General features: G+C 71.7%; 15 protein-coding genes and 3 pseudogenes. 7 read left to right on the top strand and 11 right to left on the bottom strand.

Features of this window, described 5'->3' with window-relative positions; translation table 11 throughout:
• Positions 1-47 precede the first annotated feature (47 nt).
• Positions 48-227: pseudogene (locus tag AC02VZ_RS16760) on the bottom strand (DUF2637 domain-containing protein); the annotation flags it as partial.
• Between the two features lie 20 nt (positions 228-247).
• Positions 248-688, bottom strand: a pseudogene (locus tag AC02VZ_RS16765) (plasmid transfer protein); the annotation flags it as partial.
• 96 nt (positions 689-784) lie between these two features.
• Here AC02VZ_RS16765 and AC02VZ_RS16770 point away from each other — a divergent pair.
• Positions 785-1,414: an SMI1/KNR4 family protein gene (locus tag AC02VZ_RS16770; protein WP_476475737.1), complete on the top strand. Its 630-nt coding sequence runs from the start codon at positions 785-787 to the stop codon at positions 1,412-1,414.
• 291 nt (positions 1,415-1,705) lie between these two features.
• Here the strand turns inward: AC02VZ_RS16770 and AC02VZ_RS16775 are convergent.
• Positions 1,706-1,997, bottom strand: a pseudogene (locus tag AC02VZ_RS16775) (hypothetical protein); the annotation flags it as partial.
• A gap of 116 nt (positions 1,998-2,113) precedes the next feature.
• Between AC02VZ_RS16775 and AC02VZ_RS16780 the strand changes: the two are divergent.
• From AC02VZ_RS16780 to AC02VZ_RS16800, 5 genes are all read left to right on the top strand, one after another.
• Complete coding sequence (locus tag AC02VZ_RS16780) at positions 2,114-2,740, top strand: hypothetical protein (protein ID WP_432055535.1); 627 nt, start codon at positions 2,114-2,116, stop codon at positions 2,738-2,740.
• 172 nt (positions 2,741-2,912) lie between these two features.
• Positions 2,913-4,019 (top strand): dual-specificity RNA methyltransferase RlmN, encoded by a 1,107-nt coding sequence (gene rlmN, locus AC02VZ_RS16785; RefSeq protein ID WP_476475738.1) that lies wholly within the window; start codon positions 2,913-2,915, stop codon positions 4,017-4,019.
• A 278-nt stretch (positions 4,020-4,297) separates the two neighbouring features.
• A complete protein-coding gene (locus AC02VZ_RS16790) occupies positions 4,298-5,416 on the top strand; it encodes a thiamine ABC transporter substrate-binding protein (protein ID WP_476475739.1) in 1,119 nt (372 codons plus the stop codon).
• A gap of 47 nt (positions 5,417-5,463) precedes the next feature.
• Positions 5,464-7,065: an ABC transporter permease gene (locus tag AC02VZ_RS16795; protein WP_476475740.1), complete on the top strand. Its 1,602-nt coding sequence runs from the start codon at positions 5,464-5,466 to the stop codon at positions 7,063-7,065.
• Positions 7,066-8,085 carry an ABC transporter ATP-binding protein gene (locus AC02VZ_RS16800; RefSeq protein ID WP_476475741.1) on the top strand — a complete coding sequence of 340 codons (1,020 nt, stop codon included), beginning with the start codon at positions 7,066-7,068 and terminating at the stop codon, positions 8,083-8,085. It abuts the gene before it with no gap.
• A 247-nt stretch (positions 8,086-8,332) separates the two neighbouring features.
• Here AC02VZ_RS16800 and AC02VZ_RS16805 read toward each other — a convergent pair whose 3' ends face one another.
• The 6 genes from AC02VZ_RS16805 to AC02VZ_RS16830 form a co-directional block, all read right to left on the bottom strand.
• Positions 8,333-9,043, bottom strand: coding sequence for an LAETG motif-containing sortase-dependent surface protein (locus AC02VZ_RS16805; protein WP_476475742.1), 711 nt, complete (start codon positions 9,041-9,043; stop codon positions 8,333-8,335).
• Between the two features lie 237 nt (positions 9,044-9,280).
• Positions 9,281-9,688, bottom strand: a complete 408-nt coding sequence (locus AC02VZ_RS16810; protein ID WP_432055530.1) for a VOC family protein — start codon at positions 9,686-9,688, stop codon at positions 9,281-9,283.
• A 315-nt stretch (positions 9,689-10,003) separates the two neighbouring features.
• A complete protein-coding gene (locus AC02VZ_RS16815; RefSeq protein WP_476475743.1) occupies positions 10,004-11,452 on the bottom strand; it encodes a hypothetical protein in 1,449 nt (482 codons plus the stop codon).
• Positions 11,434-12,183, bottom strand: a complete 750-nt coding sequence (locus tag AC02VZ_RS16820; RefSeq protein ID WP_432055528.1) for an ABC transporter ATP-binding protein — start codon at positions 12,181-12,183, stop codon at positions 11,434-11,436. The genes AC02VZ_RS16815 and AC02VZ_RS16820 overlap by 19 nt, the downstream gene beginning before the upstream one ends.
• 243 nt (positions 12,184-12,426) lie before the next feature.
• Positions 12,427-13,800, bottom strand: a complete 1,374-nt coding sequence (locus tag AC02VZ_RS16825) for an aspartate aminotransferase family protein (RefSeq protein ID WP_476475744.1) — start codon at positions 13,798-13,800, stop codon at positions 12,427-12,429.
• A 2-nt stretch (positions 13,801-13,802) separates the two neighbouring features.
• The gene (locus tag AC02VZ_RS16830) at positions 13,803-14,321 is read right to left on the bottom strand and encodes an Lrp/AsnC family transcriptional regulator (protein ID WP_432055526.1); all 519 of its coding nucleotides are present in this window, start codon (positions 14,319-14,321) and stop codon (positions 13,803-13,805) included.
• Positions 14,322-14,502: 181 nt separating this feature from the next.
• On the opposite strand from AC02VZ_RS16830, the gene AC02VZ_RS16835 reads away from it, so the two are divergent.
• Positions 14,503-15,942 (top strand): gamma-aminobutyraldehyde dehydrogenase, encoded by a 1,440-nt coding sequence (locus AC02VZ_RS16835; RefSeq protein WP_432055525.1) that lies wholly within the window; start codon positions 14,503-14,505, stop codon positions 15,940-15,942.
• Between the two features lie 244 nt (positions 15,943-16,186).
• Here AC02VZ_RS16835 and AC02VZ_RS16840 read toward each other — a convergent pair whose 3' ends face one another.
• Together AC02VZ_RS16840 and AC02VZ_RS16845 are read right to left on the bottom strand one after the other, a co-directional pair.
• Entirely contained in the window at positions 16,187-17,008 is an 822-nt protein-coding gene (locus AC02VZ_RS16840) for a glycerophosphodiester phosphodiesterase (protein WP_476475745.1), read from the bottom strand.
• Complete coding sequence (locus AC02VZ_RS16845; RefSeq protein WP_476475746.1) at positions 17,005-18,066, bottom strand: adenosine deaminase; 1,062 nt, start codon at positions 18,064-18,066, stop codon at positions 17,005-17,007. Before AC02VZ_RS16845 ends, AC02VZ_RS16840 begins: the two co-directional genes overlap by 4 nt.
• Positions 18,067-18,158 lie beyond the last annotated feature (92 nt).

An 18,158-nucleotide genomic window follows, 5' to 3' on the forward strand; every position in this document is an offset into this window, starting at 1 on the left:
CTTCCACGTCCGGCCTCCGCCCCGCGCACCGCGCCCGGGACGGGGGCCGCGCGGAGCCGACGCCAGGCGGCGACCAGCAGAAGATCCACCGAGACCGGGTAACCCCAGGCTTTCCACCCGTCCTGTCAAGCGGCGGCGGCCAGGTCGTGCAGGTGGGCGAAGGACAGGGCACCGGCGATGACGGCTTGGAGCGTGACGGCATCCACGTGGAGGACCGAGCCGGACATGGTGGCTTCCCCTTCCTGGCTCAGGCGGCGGCGGGAGCGGAGTCGACGGCGGGGGCCGGGACCGGCACGAGGGGGCCGAGCGCGGGCCGGAACGGGGCCAGGGCGGGCAGGTCCGGGGTGCGGTCGGCGTGCTTGTTGCAGGCCTTCACGGCCTGGCGCAGCGAGGTGTGCGGGGCGCGGATGCGGTGCCAGCCGCCGGACGAGTGACCGGTGACGGCGACGCCGGGGGTGTCGGTGGGGATCTGGATGGCGGCGAGGACGGCGTCCGGGGCGATGTCGCCGAAGGACATGTTGGCGATGGTTTCGTCGTTGACGCGGTGGGTGGTGTGGCCGGTGAGCTGGGCGCGGAGCATGGTGGTGCCCTTACCGAGTTCGGAGCCGAAGCGCTGCCCGCAGATCTCCAGGTAGATGCCGGCCGCGCGGCCGAGCTGGGCGAGCCGCACCAGAGCCCGTGATCCACGCGTGCGCTGCGCCGGCACTTTCCAATGGGAAAACGGCACGGCGTACGGTGCCGATCACACCCCGGCAGATGACCAACGGGAAGGGAACCCGGAGCGTTGACGGTTGAAGGTGCGATAGAGACCCGGCAGGTAGTCGAGGCGTGGCAGCGGATCGAGGCGTGGCTACAGGAGCACGCCCCCGCCTCCTACGCTGCGCTCCTTCCCGAGGCTGAAGCCAGCCAGGTCAAGGCCGTACAGGATGCGGTGCAGGTGCCGATCTCTGAGGCGCTGACCATGCTGTGGCGGACCATCGGCGGCAACAGCCTGCGCGGGGTGTTTCTCGGTAACTACGACCTGATCCCCCTCGACCGGGTGGCGGACTTCTACCGCAACCGGATGGCCGACCAGGAGGGCGAGGAGATCAGCGCGGCGGAAGAGCGGCTCCCGCTGTGGAAGCCCGAATGGATCCCGGTGTTCTCCAATCACCGGACCTCACAGGCGTTCGTGCTCTACCTCGACGCCACCAGCGGCCTCCTCTACAAGTGGAGCCGGTACGGAGAGAACAACTACGGCACCGACACGGAGGAACTCGATTCCCTGTCCACCTACCTGGAAGAGGTCGCCGACAGCCTTGAGTACCCGGCCATGGCCACCCGTGATAAGCCGGGCCTGATCGACGGTGCACTCGTGTGGCAGTCGGGAATTGAGCCCGGCCAGAAGGACCAGTGGGAACCGGTCGCCGACTAACCCGCTACGCCGACCTCAGCTCTGCACATGCGGCCAGCCGGACCGAGGTCACACGCGAGCTGGTGGCACTGGGCCTAGGCGGGGCCGTCGCTGGGCCGTCCGAGGGGAACCGGCGTTGACAGACGTTGACAACCAGTCACGGGATCTGTACTGGTCAGAGCGGTGGGCCCAGTGGAGCGGCGCACGTGAGACACTCGGCTCATCACTTCCAGAAGAACTAGGTTCGCGATCATCCGATAGAGCCCCTGACCAGCGATTTCCCGTTGGGCAGGGGCTCTGTCGTGTGCCGGGGGCCGTCATTGGGCCGTCGGGCGCCTCCGGGCCTCGCGGTAGAGCGCATCCACGGCCTTGCGGGTCCGGGTCTCGCTGGTCGGTATCAGGTGCGTGTACGCCCGGAGGGTAAACCCAGGGTCGGCGTGGCGGAGGTAGGTACTCACGGCCTTGACGTTCTCGCCCAAGTCCAGGAGGACCGAGGCGTAGAAGTGCCGCAGCGCGTGCATGCCGTCTTCGCGGGACTCCTTGTACCGCTCGCCCACACCAGCCCCGGGATGACGTCGGCCGAAGCCAGCGCAGGCTTCCAGGCGTGGCTGATTTGAACGCGGAGCGCTTGCCACTGTGTCCTGGCCAGATTGCCCCCTTGTGCGCCCTTCGTGCGTGTGTCACACAGTTCAGAGGTGGGCCTGGGGAGGGGAGCACTGTATGTCGGTGTGGGGTGGCCATCCGGTAGGGCCGTCGGCCTGGGCCGCCGAGCGGTTTGGGCGGCATGCCGGCGCGCTTGCTGCTGCGGTTCCGGTGCAGTTGGCCAACGCACACACGAAGGCTCATGCCGCGCACCTTGCCGCGGGGCTAAAGAAGCGGAGTCCGTATGGGGTCGCCCTGGCGGGCCTTGTGCGCGAGCACCTGGCGGAGACGGCTCGTGAGCTGGGGGAAGCCGTACGAGACGTGCGCGGATACGAGTACGCCGTGATCAACGATCACGCGCTCTTCCCCTTCCGGTACGCGGACAGGCCCAGGTCACCGGATCGGGCCCGGTTGCCGGCCAATGCGTCTCCTACACGGCAGCGGCTGTTTCGGGCGCACGGACCGCAGCCTCCGGAGGGTCTGTTCGATGTCGACGAGGATCTGGTGACCGAGGAGTACCTGGGGCTGCACGAAGCGTTCGAGGAGCTGGGAGCTTCCACCAGGCTCGTCTGTGTGTTCTTCACGGCTGACGCCGAGAACGGCATCCATGCCATTCACTGGGGTGACGCCCATCTCGAACCCGACCGCACCTTCACATGGCCGTACAGGGAACCGCTCCCGGTCGCTCCTGCGCAGTTGGAATGACGGGCCGTGGGGCGGCCGGCACCTGGGCACCCACGGCGTCGGCTGATTGAGTCCTGGGCCGTCTCTGGGCCGTCCGAGGCTGCTCAGCAGCGACCGGTGACGACCACTAACGACAGTAGTAGTGGGCGGCAGCCGCAGGTCACCCGAGTCGATCTGCGACACTGGTACAGCCATGCCTAAGCCCGGAGAACTCACCTTCACAGCGCCGCGCGGAGCCAAGAAGCCGCCGCGGCACCTTGCCGATCTCACGCCCGCCGAGCGCAAGGAGGCGGTCGTCGCGGCCGGTGAGAAGGCGTTCCGGGCCAAGCAGCTGTCGCAGCACTACTTCGCGCGGTACGCGCACGACCCCGAGCAGTGGACGGACATCCCGGCCGGGTCGCGGGGGCGGTTGCAGGAGGCGTTGCTGCCGGAGCTGATGTCCGTGGTGCGGCACCTGTCGACCGACGAGGGGGCCACTCGCAAGACGCTGTGGAAGCTGTTCGACGGGACGCTCGTCGAGTCCGTGCTGATGCGGTACCCGGACCGGGTGACCATGTGCATCAGCTCGCAGGCGGGCTGCGGCATGAACTGCCCGTTCTGCGCGACGGGGCAGGCCGGGCTGGACCGGAACCTGTCCACGGCGGAGATCGTGCACCAGATCGTGGACGGCATGCGGGCGCTGCGGGACGGCGAGGTGCCGGGTGGGCCGGCGCGGCTGTCGAACATCGTGTTCATGGGCATGGGTGAGCCGCTGGCGAACTACAACCGGGTGGTCGGCGCGATCCGGCGGCTGACCGACCCCGCGCCGGACGGGCTGGGGCTGTCGCAGCGCGGGATCACCGTGTCGACCGTCGGACTGGTCCCCGCGATCCACCGGTTCACCGACGAGGGCTTCAAGTGCCGGCTCGCGATCTCCCTGCACGCCCCCGACGACGAGCTGCGCGACACCCTGGTGCCCGTCAACACGCGGTGGAAGGTGCGCGAGGTGCTGGACGCCGGGTTCGAGTACGCGGCCCGGTCCGGGCGGCGGCTGTCCATCGAGTACGCGCTGATCCGGGACATCAACGACCAGGCGTGGCGGGGCGACCGGCTGGGCCGGATGCTCAAGGGTCGGCCGGTGCACGTCAACCTGATCCCGCTGAACCCGACGCCCGGGTCGAAGTGGACCGCCTCGCGGCCGGAGGACGAGAAGGCGTTCGTCGAGGCCATCGCCGCGCACGGGGTGCCGGTCACCATCCGGGACACCCGTGGTCAGGAGATCGACGGGGCCTGTGGCCAGCTCGCCGCGAGCGAGAGGTAGCCTGGCCCGCAGGACAGTAGGACACGTGCGGGGGCCGTCAGGGCACCCGCATGGATCGCCGTGGCCGGGCACCCGGCCCGTCACGGCAGTCACATCTTCATATTCCGACAGGGGAGCGCCACAGCGCTGAGAGTGCGGCACCGGCCGCAGACCCTCCGAACCTCGCCCAGGTCATTCTGGGTAGGGAGATCGGTCACCACTCGAGCTGTTGCGCCCTGCCCGGGACCCTCACCGGTCCCGGGCAGGGCCGCGTCTCTTCCTGGTCGCCTCCAGGAGGAATGTCAGTGAGCATCACCCACAAGGTCACGCAGCGGGCCACCGTCCTGGCCCTCGGGCTCGGACTGGTCACGCTGTCCGCCTGCTCGTCCGGCGGGAACGGCGGTGACGGCGACGGCGGGACGTCCGGGTCCGGCGGGTCGAAGACCGTCACCCTCGTCAGCCACAACTCGTGGGCCGCGTCCAAGGACGTGATCGCCGCCTTCGAGAAGGAGTCCGGCTACAAGGTCAAGGTCCTCAAGGACGGCGACGCCGGCTCCGCCGTCAACAAGGCCATCCTCACCAAGGACAACCCGCAGGGCGACGTCTTCTTCGGCGTCGACAACACCCTGCTCTCCCGGGCCCTCGACAACGACCTGTTCCAGCCCTACGAGGCCGAGGACGCCGACCTCGTCCTGCCGGAGTTCCGCGTCGACGAGGACCGGCACCGGGTCACGCCGATCGACACCGGTGACGTCTGCGTCAACTACGACAAGGCCTGGTTCGAGAAGGAGGGCATCGACCCGCCGCGGACCCTCGACGACCTCGTCGAGCCGGAGTACAAGGACCTCCTCGTCGTGGAGAACGCCTCCACCTCCTCTCCCGGCCTGGGCTTCCTGCTCGGCACCGCCGCCAAGTACGGCGACGACGGGTGGGAGGGGTACTGGAAGAAGCTCAAGGCCAACGGCGTCAAGGTGGTCGACGGCTGGGAGCAGGCCTACAACGAGGAGTTCTCCGGCTCCGCCGGCGGCAAGGAGGCCAAGGCGGACCGTCCGCTCGTGGTGTCCTACGCCTCCTCGCCGCCCGCCGAGGTCATCTACGCGGACCCGAAGCCGGACACCGCCCCCACCGGCGTCGCCGAGGGCACCTGCTTCCGCCAGGTCGAGTACGCGGGGCTGCTGAGCAACGCCGAGAACCCCGAGGGCGGCAAGGCGCTGCTCGACTTCCTGATCGGCAAGCAGTTCCAGGAGGACATGCCGCTCAACATGTTCGTCCACCCGGTGCGCGAGGACGCCGAACTGCCCGAGGAGTTCGCGAAGTTCGGTCCGCGGGCGGAGAACCCGCAGACCATGGACCCGGCGAAGATCGCCGAGAACCGTGACCAGTGGGTCAAGTCGTGGACCTCGCTCGTCCTGAAGTGAAGCGACCCGCGGCGAGGCGGCGTGGAAGCGCGGCGCGGCTCGGCCTGATGGCCCTGCCCGTCGCCTTCTTCGCCGTCTTCTTCGCCTACCCCGTCGCCGCGATCGTCGCGCGCGGACTGAACATCGACGGGGTGTGGCAGTTCGGCCGGATCGGCGAGGTCCTGGCCCGGTCCGACGTGCGCCAGGTGCTGTGGTTCACCACCTGGCAGGCCCTCGCCTCCACCGCCCTCACCCTGCTGATCGCACTGCCGGGCGCCTACGTCTTCGCGCGCTTCGACTTCCCCGGCAAGCAGGTGCTGCGGGCGGTGGTCACCGTCCCGTTCGTGCTCCCCACGGTCGTCGTCGGCTCCGCCTTCCTCGCGGTCGTCGGACGCGGCGGGCTGACGGACGACCTGTGGGGCGTGCGCCTGGACACCACCGTCTGGGCGATCCTGCTCGCCCACGTCTTCTTCAACTATGCCGTCGTCGTCCGGACGGTGGGCGGTCTGTGGTCCCAGCTGGACCCGCGGCAGGAGGAGGCCGCGCGGATGCTCGGCGCCTCCCGGTTCGCGGCCTGGCGGACCGTCACCCTGCCCGCACTCGCGCCGGCCGTGTCCGCCGCCGCCCTGATGGTCTTCCTGTTCACCTTCACCTCCTTCGGCGTGGTCCAGATCCTCGGCGGACCCGCCTTCTCCACCCTCGAAGTGGAGATCTACCGCCAGACCGCCGAGATCTTCGACCTGTCCACGGCCGCCGTGCTGACGCTGATCCAGTTCGCCGCCGTGGGTGCCATCCTCGCCCTGCACGCCTGGACCGTGCGGCGGCGCGAGGCCGCGCTGCGCCTGGTCGACGCCGCCACGACCGCGCGCAGGCCGCGCGGCGCCGGACAGTGGACGCTGCTCGGCTCGGTCGTCGTCTCGGCGGCCGTGCTGCTGGTGCTGCCGCTCGCGGTGCTCGTCGAACGCTCCCTGGGCGCGGCCGGTCTCGGCTACTACCGGGCGCTGACCCGCGACGACGGCGGCGTGTTCCTGGTCGCCCCCATCGAGGCGGTGGGCAACTCGCTGCGCTACGCCCTCGCCGCCACGGTCATCGCCGTGGTGATCGGGGGGCTCGCCGCCGTGGCGCTGACCCGGCGCGACGCCGGCCGCTGGGTGCGCGGGTTCGACGCGCTGCTCATGCTGCCGCTCGGGGTGTCGGCGGTGACGGTCGGCTTCGGGTTCCTGATCGCGCTCGACGAGCCGCCGCTGGACCTCAGGGCATCCTGGATCCTGGTACCGCTCGCGCAGGCGCTGGTCGGCGTCCCCTTCGTCGTCCGGACCATGCTGCCGGTGCTGCGCGCGGTGGACTCCCGGCTGCGGGAGGCGGCGGCGGTGCTCGGGGCGTCGCCGTGGCGTGCCTGGCGGGAGGTGGACCTGCCGATGGTGCGGCGGGCGCTGCTGATCGCGGCCGGGTTCGCGTTCGCCGTGTCCCTGGGCGAGTTCGGCGCGACGGTGTTCATCGCGCGGCCGGACAACCCGACCCTGCCGGTCGCGGTGGCCCGGCTGCTCGGGCGGCCCGGTGACCTCAACTACGGCCAGGCGATGGCCCTGTCGACGATTCTGATGATCGTGTGCGCGGTGGCGCTGCTCCTGCTGGAGCGCCTGCGGACCGACCGGACCGGGGAGTTCTAGATGCTGCTGAGCCTCGCAGGCGCGACCGTCCGCTTCGGCGGCCGGGCGGTGCTGGACGCGGTCGACCTGGAGGTCGCCGAGCAGGAGATCGTGTGCGTGCTCGGTCCCAGCGGCAGCGGCAAGTCGACGTTGCTGCGCGCGGTGGCCGGGCTGCAGGAGCTCGACGCGGGCCGCGTGCTGCTGGACGGCCGCGACCAGGCGGGTGTGCCCGCGCACCGGCGCGGTGTCGGGCTGATGTTCCAGGACCACCAGCTGTTCCCGCAGCGGGACGTGGGCGGCAACGTGGCCTTCGGCCTGCGGATGCACGGCGCCCCGCGCGCGGAACAGCAGGAGCGGGTGCGGGAGTTGCTGGACCTGGTGGGTCTGCCCGGGGCGGCCCGCCGGGCGGTGGCCGCCCTGTCCGGCGGTGAGCAGCAGCGGGTCGCGCTGGCGCGGGCCCTGGCACCGCGGCCCCGGCTGCTGATGCTCGACGAGCCGCTCGGCCAGCTCGACCGGTCGTTGCGGGAACGGCTGGTCGTCGAACTGCGGGAGCTGTTCGGCCGGTTGGGCACCACCGTGCTCGCCGTGACGCACGACCAGGGGGAGGCGTTCGCGCTGGCGGACCGGGTGGTGGTGATGCGTGACGGACGGATCGCCCAGTCGGGCACACCGCTGGAGGTGTGGCAGCGGCCGGCCGACGCCTTCGTGGCGCGCTTCCTGGGCTTCGAGAACGTCACCGGGGCGACGGTCGACTCCGGCGTCGCCCTCACCCCGTGGGGCAAGGTCCCGGTCCCGGAGGACACTCCGCGGGGCACCCGGACGCTGCTCGTCCGGCCCGGCGGGGTCCGGCTGGTGGCGGCCGACGCGGGCCTGCGGTGCCGGGTCGCCGCGCGCACCTTCCGGGGCACGCATGTGGCCGTCCGTCTCCAGCCCGAGAACGCGCCCCTGCTGGAGGCCGCCTGCCCGCTGCGCTCGGCGCCGGAGACCGGTGCGGAAGTCGTGGTGGAGTTCGACGCGGCGGAGGTCGTCGTCCTGGACTGACGCTCCGTCCAGGAGGCCCGCGCCCGCGGCCCCCGCAATGGGCGGTGGCCCGCCACCTCAGAGGACCTGCGGCCCCTACACGGACGGAAGTCTGCCCCCTCAGAGGGCCCGTGGCCCCACGACGGGTCAGGGGACCTGTGGTGCCCACAACGGGCGGCGGCCCGCCACCTCGGGGCGCTGTCGGTGAATCGACCGAGAGCGTCCCTCAGTGACGGGCCACCGTACGGCACCCGTGAGCCGCGGGCCTTCAGCTGTCGTCGGTTTTCGCCCCACGGCGGCGCATGCCGAAGAAGATGGCGACTCCGCCGACGGCGACCAGGGCGGCGGCGATACCGGCGATGAGGCCGGTGTTGGAGTCAGCGCCGGTCGCGGCGAGGTGCGATTCACCGATCGCGGGCGACACGGCGTTGCTGCCGGGGTTGGCGGACGGGACGCTCTCGCTCGGCTCCGTGCCCGGCGTTCCGCTCTCCTCGGGCTGGGTCGAGGCCGAGGCCGATGCCGAGTCCGAAGGCGTCGGCTCGGGGGCGGGGGAGGTGGTGTCCTCCTGCTTCGTGCACGCCGTGGCCGGGGTGGTGAGGTTCGGCTCGATGTCCGCGTTCACGTGGCCGTCGGCCTCGACGTGGACGCGGTACTCGGCGTTCGGCTCCCAGTCCTCGTCGAAGGTGATGGTGACGCCCTTGCTGGAGCCCTTGACCACCTGTTCGCCGACCTTCTTCACGTCGGCGCCGTTGTTCTCGAGGAACACGCTGACGGTGGCGGGGACGCCGGTCGGGTCGACGTCGGTGACGGCGATGACGCCCTTGCCGCCGACGCACTTGGCCTCGGCCGAGAAGTCGTCGATGTCGCAGGCGGCGGCGTTGCCGGCGAGGCCGAGGACGAGGGCCGCCGCGGCGGAGACCACACCGAGGGAGCGAGCCGTACGGGTCGCGGTACGGCGGGATACGGACGAAACTGTCACGTTTGTCCTTTACGAACGAGCGCAAATGCGGGGGGTGGAGGGAGTGTTGACGAAATCTCAGCACTCCCGGGAGGCTCCCAGGTCTATAAGCGTCCCATAAGGATGTCAACGCATATGCCCGCTAGGCGACTTGCCTTTGCCTGAATATTAACCGCCGATACGTTTCAGCGCCCCCGCACCCGCGCAGGGCGGGCCGGCGGGGGCGCCGAGTGCCGGTCGGACCGGTGCGGTGGGGGCTCAGCCCTCCACTGCCGCGGGGTCCATCCACACGATCTCCCAGGTGTGGCCGTCCAGGTCGTCGAAGGCCCGGCCGTACATGTACCCCTGGTCCTGGGTCTCACCGGCCACCGTCCCGCCCGCGGCCACGGCCCGGTCCACCAGTTCGTCCACCTTCTCGCGGGTCTCGGAACTCAGGGCCAGCAGCACCTCGCTGGTGCGCGTCGGGTCCGCGATCTCCTTCTTGGTGAACTCCGCGTAGCGCTGCCGGGTGTGCAGCATCGCGACGATGGTGTCGCTGATGACGACCGACGCGGTGTTCTCGTCGCTGAACTGGTCGTTGAGGGTGTAACCCAGCTCCGTGTAGAACTTCTTCGAGGCGTCGAGGTCGTTCACGGCCAGGTTCACGAAGATCATCTGCTGGTACATGGTCGGTTCGCTCCCGTTCGGTTCCGTGGTGGTCGATGGGGTGGACCCGGGGACGGGGCGGAACTCATCGGTCGCCGGGGATCTTTTTCCGGGACCACGCCACCCGGTCCGAGAGGCCGGTCGGTGGACGTGCCGGTCGGGCCGCCCGGCGCCGAGGGGAACCGGGCCGCCCGCACCGCGGCTCACGTCACACCGACCGCCGCCGGAAGGGCGGGCCGACGGGCCGGCACCACCCACCGCACGCCCCGACCCGCCGGCAGACCCGGCAGACCCGGCAGACTCAGCGGATCAGCGGATCAGCGGATCAGCGGGTCATCAGCGGGTCAGGGGCAGCGCGGACACCTGTGCCACGACCAGGGTCAGGAGGCCGAACAGGGCCAGCAGCGCTCCGGCCCGCAGGGCCGCTGCCTTGCGCAGGGTTGCCGGAGACGCGCCGAGCAGCAGCAGGGCGGCCGTGGTGTCGGCGCGGTCCTGCCGGGCCTCGACGGCCGCCGTCAGCAGGGTCGCCACCGTGCAGCCGGTGACCAGGGCCGCCCCGAGCATCGTGAGCGGGCCGATGGCCCCGGCCTCCGGGTAGCGCAGCGCCGCCATGGCGTACGTGGCCGCGGTGACCGCGCAGACCACGCCCAGCGGGCGGCCGACGCGGGTGGCCTCCGCCATCAGGACCCGCCCGGCCAGCAGCCGCAGGGCGCCGGGCCGTGCCGTCTGCAGGAGCCGCCCGCACAGGTGGGTGAGGCCGGGGCCGGCCAGGGCGAGCCCGACCGCGGCGAGCACCAGGCCCACCAGGGCGCCGGGACGGTCACCGGGCGTGCCGCCGGAGCCCGACGGGCTGGTGAGGGCCTCCACGGCCAGCCCCATGGCCAGCACCGCGATGCCCCACGGCAGTCCGGACGGAGCGGCGAGCGGCGTGGCCGGCGGGATGCCCGCGGCGGCCTCGGCATCCACGCTCCCGGCGTCACCGGCCACGGCGGCGGCCCCGCCCGCCTGTTCCCGGCCCGGCACCGTACCGTCGCCCGCGCCCGCGCCCGCGCCCGGCACCGCCACCGGCACCGTGCCGACCGTGACCGTGGCCGTGGCGTCCGTGGCCGTGGAGTCCAGGGAGGGCGCCGTGCCGGCGGGCTGGGGGAGGCGGCCGGCCGTCATCAGGTGCTTGCCGAAGCGGCCGTACGCCCCGAAGGTCTCCCGCTGCGCGGTGCGCGCGTACGCCCCGAACCGTCCGAAGCCGCGCGCCCCCGCCGCCACCGGAGCCGGTTCCTCGCGCGGGCGCAGGGCCATCGCGACCGCGGCCGACGCGGTCAGCGGCACCAGCGCCAGCAGGGTGAGGGTGGCCGGGACCGGCAGGGGCTGCCCGGTGGCCAGGAAGTCGGTGCCGTCGCCGGCGGCGGGGACGCCGGTGAGGTCGCCGCGCAGGTACAGGAAGACCAGGAGCGCCACTGTCGAGCCGGCCGTGCAGGACAGCACCGTGTTCGTGGCCGAGACCAGCATCAGGCGGGCCGGCCCCAGGCCGACCGCGGACAGGCCCGGCCGCGGACGGGTGCCCGGGTCGGTCCGGGCCACCGCGATCGCCAGGTACACCGTGGCCGCGAGGGGGGCGGCGCACCAGGCGAGGCGCAGCGCCGAGGCGGGGGGTTCGGCGGTGTGGCCCAGCGCGTGGCCGAGCGCGCACAGGAACAGGAAGCCGGTGCCCGCCGAGGCCACCGCGACCAGCAGGCGGCGCAGGTGGACGGCGGGATGGGCGCCGCGGGTCAGACGGAGAGCGAGCACGCGGCCCGGCCTTCCGCCTCGGTGGTGCCGGAGACCGGCGGCAGGTGCACGGTCCGCACGCGGCGCCCGTCGAGCAGGGACACCGTGCGGTCGGCGAGGGCCGCGGTGTCCGGGTCGGAGGTCGCCAGGACCACGGTGATGCCGTGCGAGCGGGCCGCCGTGGTCAGGGTGCGCAGCACGTGCCGGCGGTCGGCGCGGTGCAGGGGCGCGGTCGGTTCGTCGGCGAACAGCACGGTGGGGGCCGGGGCGAGGGCGCGGGCGATGCACACCCGCTGCCGCTCCGCGTGCACCAGGTCCGCCGGGTGCCGGCGGGACGTGTCGCCGACATCGAGGCGTTCCAGCCACTCCAGGGCGGCGGTCTTGGCGCGGCGCCGGCCGACGCCGCGCAGCATCAGGGGCAGCGCCGCGTTCTCCCACACGTTCAGCTCGGGGACCAGCACCGGTGCGGGGTCGATCCAGCCGAAGCGCTCGCGGCGCAGCCGCTCACGGGCCACCGGGCCGAGGGTGTGCACGGGACCGCTGTTGAACCAGACCTCTCCGCTGTGCACGGGCACCAGGCCGGACAGGCAGCGCAGCAGGGTCGTCTTGCCGCTCCCGCGCGGTCCGCCGACGGCGAGGATCTCGCCCTCCCGGACACCGAGCGAGACCCCGCTCAGCCCGGGCGAGCCGTCGTTGTGCCGGTAGTGCAGGGCGCGCGCCCAGAGCACGTCGTTGTCCGGTGGGGCCACCATGGCGTACACCTCGGTTCGGATCGGAAATGCCGTGCGCGGTTCGGGAAATCCCCCGTGCGGGGGAACGAAACGCAGGGCCGATCGGTCACTGGCACGCTAGGCAGGCGACGCGGGGAGGCCGGACAGCACGCGGCCCCGGGCCTCCGTTTCTCACTCGAACGGGGGGCTCCGGGGCCGGTGTTGATCATCCAAAGGGAAGATCACAACCTCGGACGGCGTACGGGTGCCGACCGCGGCGTGCGGCTACAGCTTGGTCCACGCCTCAGTGAGCGTCGCGCGCAGGATCTGCTCGATCTCGTCGAACGTCTCCTGGTTCGAGATCAGCGGCGGCGCCAGCTGGACGACGGGGTCGCCGCGGTCGTCGGCCCGGCAGTACAGGCCGTTCTCGAACAGCTTCTTGGAGAGGAAGCCGTACAGGACGCGCTCGGTCTCCTCGGCGTCGAACGACTCCTTGGTGGCCTTGTCCTTGACCAGTTCGATGCCGTAGAAGAAGCCGTTGCCGCGGACGTCGCCGACGATCGGCAGGTCGAGCAGCTTCTCCAGGGTCGCGCGGAAGGCACCCTCGTTGTCGAGCACGTGCTGGTTGAGGCCCTCGCGCTCGAACAGGTCGAGGTTGGCCAGGCCGACCGCGGCCGAGACCGGGTGGCCGCCGAAGGTATAGCCGTGCAGGAAGGTGTTGTCGCCGGAGTAGAACGGCTCGGCCAGCCGGTCGGAGATGACGCAGGCGCCGATGGGGGAGTAGCCCGAGGTCATGCCCTTGGCACAGGTGATCATGTCCGGGACGTAGCCGAACTTGTCGCAGGCGAACGTGGTGCCCAGGCGGCCGAAGGCGCAGATGACCTCGTCCGAGACGAGCAGCACGTCGTACTGGTCGCAGATCTCGCGGACCCGCTGGAAGTAGCCGGGCGGGGGCGGGAAGCAGCCGCCCGCGTTCTGCACCGGCTCCAGGAAGACCGCGGCGACCGTGTCCGGGCCCTCGAAGAGGATCTGCTGCTCGATCTGGTCGGCGGCCCAGCGGCCGAAGGCCTCCGGGTCGTCGCCGTGGATCGGGGCGCGGTAGAGGTTGGTGTTGGGCACCTTGTGCGCGCCCGGCACCAGCGGCTCGAACGGGGCCTTCAGGGCGGGCAGGCCGGTGATGGACAGGGCGCCCTGCGGGGTGCCGTGGTAGGCCACCGCACGCGAGATGACCTTGTACTTGGTCGGCTTGCCGGTGAGCTTGAAGTACTGCTTGGCCAGCTTCCAGGCGGTCTCGACCGCTTCGCCGCCACCGGTGGTGAAGAAGACCTTGTTCAGGTCGCCCGGTGCCTCGTGGGCCAGCCGCTCCGCCAGCTCGACGGCCTTGGGGTGGGCGTAGGACCAGATCGGGAAGAAGGCCAGTTCCTGCGCCTGCTTCAGGGCGGTCTCGGCGAGCTCGGTGCGGCCGTGTCCGGCCTGGACGACGAACAGGCCGGCGAGACCGTCGAGGTACCGCTTGCCCTGGTCGTCGTAGATGTGGGTGCCCTCACCGCGGACGATGGTGGGGACGGGCGCGTTCTCGTACGAGGACATGCGGGTGAAGTGCATCCACAGGTGGTCGTACGCGGGCCGGCTGAGGTCCTTGGGGTTGTCGCTGCTCACGATTATCGGGTTCCCCACATGTAGGTCTGCTTCTTGAGCTTGAGGTAGACGAAGCTCTCGGTGGAGCGCACGCCGGGCACGGCCCGGATGCGTGTGTTGATGACCTCCAGGAGGTGGTCGTCGTCCTCGCAGACGATCTCGACCATGAGGTCGAACGAGCCCGCGGTCATCACCACGTACTCGCACTCGGACATCGCGGCCAGCGCGTCGGCGGCGGCCTCCACGTCGCCCTCGACGTTGACACCGACCATCGCCTGGCGGCGGAAGCCCACGGTGAGCGGGTCCGTGACGGCGACGATCTGCATCACGCCCTGGTCGAGCAGCTTCTGCACCCGCTGGCGCACCGCCGCCTCCGACAGGCCCACGGCCTTGCCGATGGCGGCGTACGGCCGGCGGCCGTCCTCCTGCAGCTGCTCGATGATGGCGAGGGAGACGGCGTCCAGCTGGGGACCTCCGCCGTTCTTGGACTCACGGGAGTCCCTCGGTTCTGCGCTTCGACTGGCCACGGGGTCACTGTGCACGACGTCTCGACAGTTTCGCAAGGCTCGATCGATGAAATTCGTTGTCGCTGGCTCGCAATCGTGCGGATTTCGCAGATGCCGGGTGCTCGGGGGTGTTGAAAACGTCAGGTGTCGGACTAGGGTGGGTGTCTCAGAGGTTGGACACCTCGGACAACGACCAGGAGCACCAGGAGGGCTTGCAGTGAGCACCGAGCTGCGTCGTCTGCGCAACTACATCGGCGGTGAGTTCCGGGACGCCGCCGACGGACGGACCACCGAGGTGGTCAACCCCGCGACGGGCGAGGCCTACGCGACCGCTCCGCTGTCCGGCCAGGCGGACGTGGACGCCGCCATGGCCGCCGCCGCCGAGGCCTTCCCCGGCTGGCGGGACACCACCCCGGCCGAGCGCCAGAAGGCCCTGCTGAAGATCGCCGACGCCTTCGAGGAGCGGGCCGAGGAACTCATCGCGGCCGAGGTGGAGAACACGGGCAAGCCCATCGGGCTGACCCGCACCGAAGAGATCCCGCCGATGGTCGACCAGATCCGCTTCTTCGCGGGTGCGGCGCGGATGCTGGAGGGCAAGGGCGCCGGCGAGTACATGGAGGGCCTGACCTCCTTCGTGCGCCGCGAGCCGGTGGGCGTCTGCGCCCAGGTCGCGCCCTGGAACTACCCGATGATGATGGCCGTGTGGAAGTTCGCCCCGGCGATCGCCGCGGGCAACACGGTCGTCCTGAAGCCCTCGGACACCACCCCGGCCTCCACCGTGCTGCTCGCCGAGATCCTCGGCTCGGTGCTGCCCAAGGGCGTCTTCAACGTCGTCTGCGGCGACCGCGACACCGGCCGCCTGATGGTCGAGCACCCCACCCCGGCGATGGCCTCCATCACCGGCTCGGTGCGCGCGGGCATGTCGGTGGCCGAGTCCGCCTCCAAGGACCTCAAGCGGGTCCACCTGGAGCTGGGCGGCAAGGCCCCGGTCGTCGTCTTCGAGGACACCGACATCACCAAGGCCGTCGAGGGCATCTCGGAGGCGGGCTTCTTCAACGCCGGCCAGGACTGCACGGCCGCCACCCGCGTCCTCGTCCACGAGTCCATCCACGACGAGTTCGTCTCCCAGCTCGCCAAGGCCGCCGCCGACATCAAGACCGGCATGCCCGACGACGAGGACGTCCTCTACGGCCCGCTGAACAACCCCGACCAGCTCAAGCAGGTCGAGGGCTTCATCGAGCGGCTGCCCGCCCACGCCCGGGTGGAGGCCGGCGGCAAGCGCGTCGGCGACCGGGGCTACTTCTACGCGCCGACCGTCGTCTCGGGCCTGAACCAGGACGACGAGATCATCCAGAAGGAGGTCTTCGGCCCGGTCATCACCGTCCAGCGCTTCACCGACGAGGACCAGGCCGTCGAGTACGCCAACGGCGTCGAGTACGCGCTGGCCTCCTCGGTGTGGACCAAGGACCACTCCCGCGCGATGCGGATGTCCCGGAGGCTGGACTTCGGCTGCGTGTGGATCAACACCCACATCCCGCTGGTCGCGGAGATGCCGCACGGCGGCTTCAAGAAGTCCGGCTACGGCAAGGACCTCTCGGCGTACGGCTTCGAGGACTACACGCGCATCAAGCACGTGATGACGTCGCTGGACGCCTGACCTCCCGGCGCACACCGCCGACACGACTGCCCCGGGCCGCTCGACGCGGTCCGGGGCAGTCGCGCAGTCACGCGGGTACGCCGTCCGTACGGCGGCCGGCCGCGCGGCGCCGGTGAGGGGCCGCGCCGACCGGGGCGGGTCGCCCGGGTACTGCTCCGGGCGGGTTCCGGGCGGTCATCCCGGACGGCCTCCGAATGTCGCCCCGCGTGCCGGGCGGGACGGTCCGCCGGTGCCGGGGTGGGCCCTACCGGCGCCGTCCCGGCCGTTCCGGCGCGTCCCGCAGGGCGCACAGCACGTCGACGCGGTTGGTGGTGACGGAGTCGACGCCGAGGGCGATGAGGCGGCGCATGGCCCGGCGGGTGTCCGGGGTCCAGGCGGAGAGCAGCAGGCCGTCGGCGTGCACGCGGTCGGCCAGGGCACGGTCGACCAGGCCGAAACGGTAGTTCAGCCAGCGCGGCCGGATCGCCTCGACCAGGGCCGGGCGGGGCGGTGCCGCGGTGGTGCGGGTGAGCGCGATCTCGGCCGACGGGTCGGCGGCCCGGAGGGTCAGCATCGTGGCGGCGCCCGCGCAGTAGTACACGCGGTCCCTGGCGTCACAGGCGCCGACGACGTCGACGATCCGGCGCACGGACCGCAGGTCCGGGGAGCCGGGGAGGTCGATCAGGACTCGGTGGCCTTCGGTCGCCGCGAGCGCGTCGGCCAGCGTCGGCACGCCGTCCCCGGTCAGCCCGCGCACCTCGTCGCGGGACAGGGCCGCGATCGGGCGCTCGTGCCGCCACAGCCGTTCCAGGGTCGCGTCGTGCAGCAGCACCGGCACGCCGTCGCGGGTGAGACGGACGTCGACCTCCACCGCGTCGGCGCCCCGCCGCAGCGCCGACCGCAGCGAGGCGAGGGTGTTCTCGCGGACCCGGTACGGGTCACCGCGGTGGGCGACGGCCCGGACGCGCCGCGCGGGCGCGGACGGCTCCGGCTCGGACGGCTTCGCCCGGCCGGACCGCTCCGGGGTGGAGGCCCTCGCGGGGGCGGACGGCTGCGGCTCGGACCCTGACCGGTTCGCGGCGGTCAACGGGCGAGCCACGACGCGGTGAAGCTGTCGATCTCGGCGGCCAGGGCCGCCTTGCCCGCCGGGTCGAGGAAGGACGCCTCGACCGCGTTCTTCGCCAGATCGGCCACGCCCCGCTCGTCGAGGTCCAGCAGCCGGGCGGCGACCGCGTACTCGTTGTTCAGCGACGTGCCGAACATCGGCGGGTCGTCGGAGTTGACGGTGACGAGCACACCGGCCCGGACGAACTCCTTGATCGGGTGCTCGTCGAGGTCGGTCACCGCACGGGTGGCGATGTTGGAGGTCGGGCAGACCTCCAGGGCGATGCGCCGTTCGGCCAGGTGCCGCAGCAACTCCGGGTCCCGGGCGGAACTGGTGCCGTGCCCGATGCGCTCGGCCCCCAGCTCGTTCAGGGCGTCCCACACCGTCCGCGGCCCGGTGGTCTCCCCGGCGTGCGGCACCGAACGCAGGCCGGCGGCGCGGGCACGGTCGAAGTAGGGCTTGAACTGGGGCCGGGGCACCCCGATCTCCGGGCCGCCCAGACCGAAGGACACCAGGCCCTCCGGGCGCAGCCGGTCGTCGGTGGCGAGCCGCGTGGTCTCCTCGGCCGCCTCCAGACCGGCCTCGCCGGGGATGTCGAAGCACCAGCGCAGCACGGTCCCGAACTCGGTCTCGGCCGCCTTGCGGGCGTCCTCGATGGCGTCCATGAAGGCCCGCTCGTCGATCCCGCGACGGGTGGACGAGAACGGCGTGATCGTCAGCTCGGCGTACCGCACCTGCTGGCGGGCCAGCTCCCGCGCCACCTCGTACGTCAGCAGCCGGACGTCCTCCGGTGTGCGCACGAGGTCGACGACCGACAGGTACACGTCGATGAAGTGGGCGAAGTCGGTGAACGTGAAGTACTCGGCCAGGGCCTCGGGGTCGACGGGGACCGTGGAGTCCGGGTGCCGCGCGGACAGTTCGGAGACGATCCGCGGGGAGGCGGAGCCGACGTGGTGGACGTGCAGTTCGGCCTTGGGCAGTCCCGCGATGAAGTCCTGCAGATCGCGGGGGACGCGTGGCTCGACGAGATGTTCGATCAAGGGGGTCCTCCCCGGGGACGGCGCCCCGGGCCACGACGGGCGGCGGGGCGCGGATGATCGGCTGATCGGTGACTCCCGGTCATCGTAGGCGG

It is taken from the genome of Streptomyces sp. 3-6 (genome assembly GCF_056323165.1).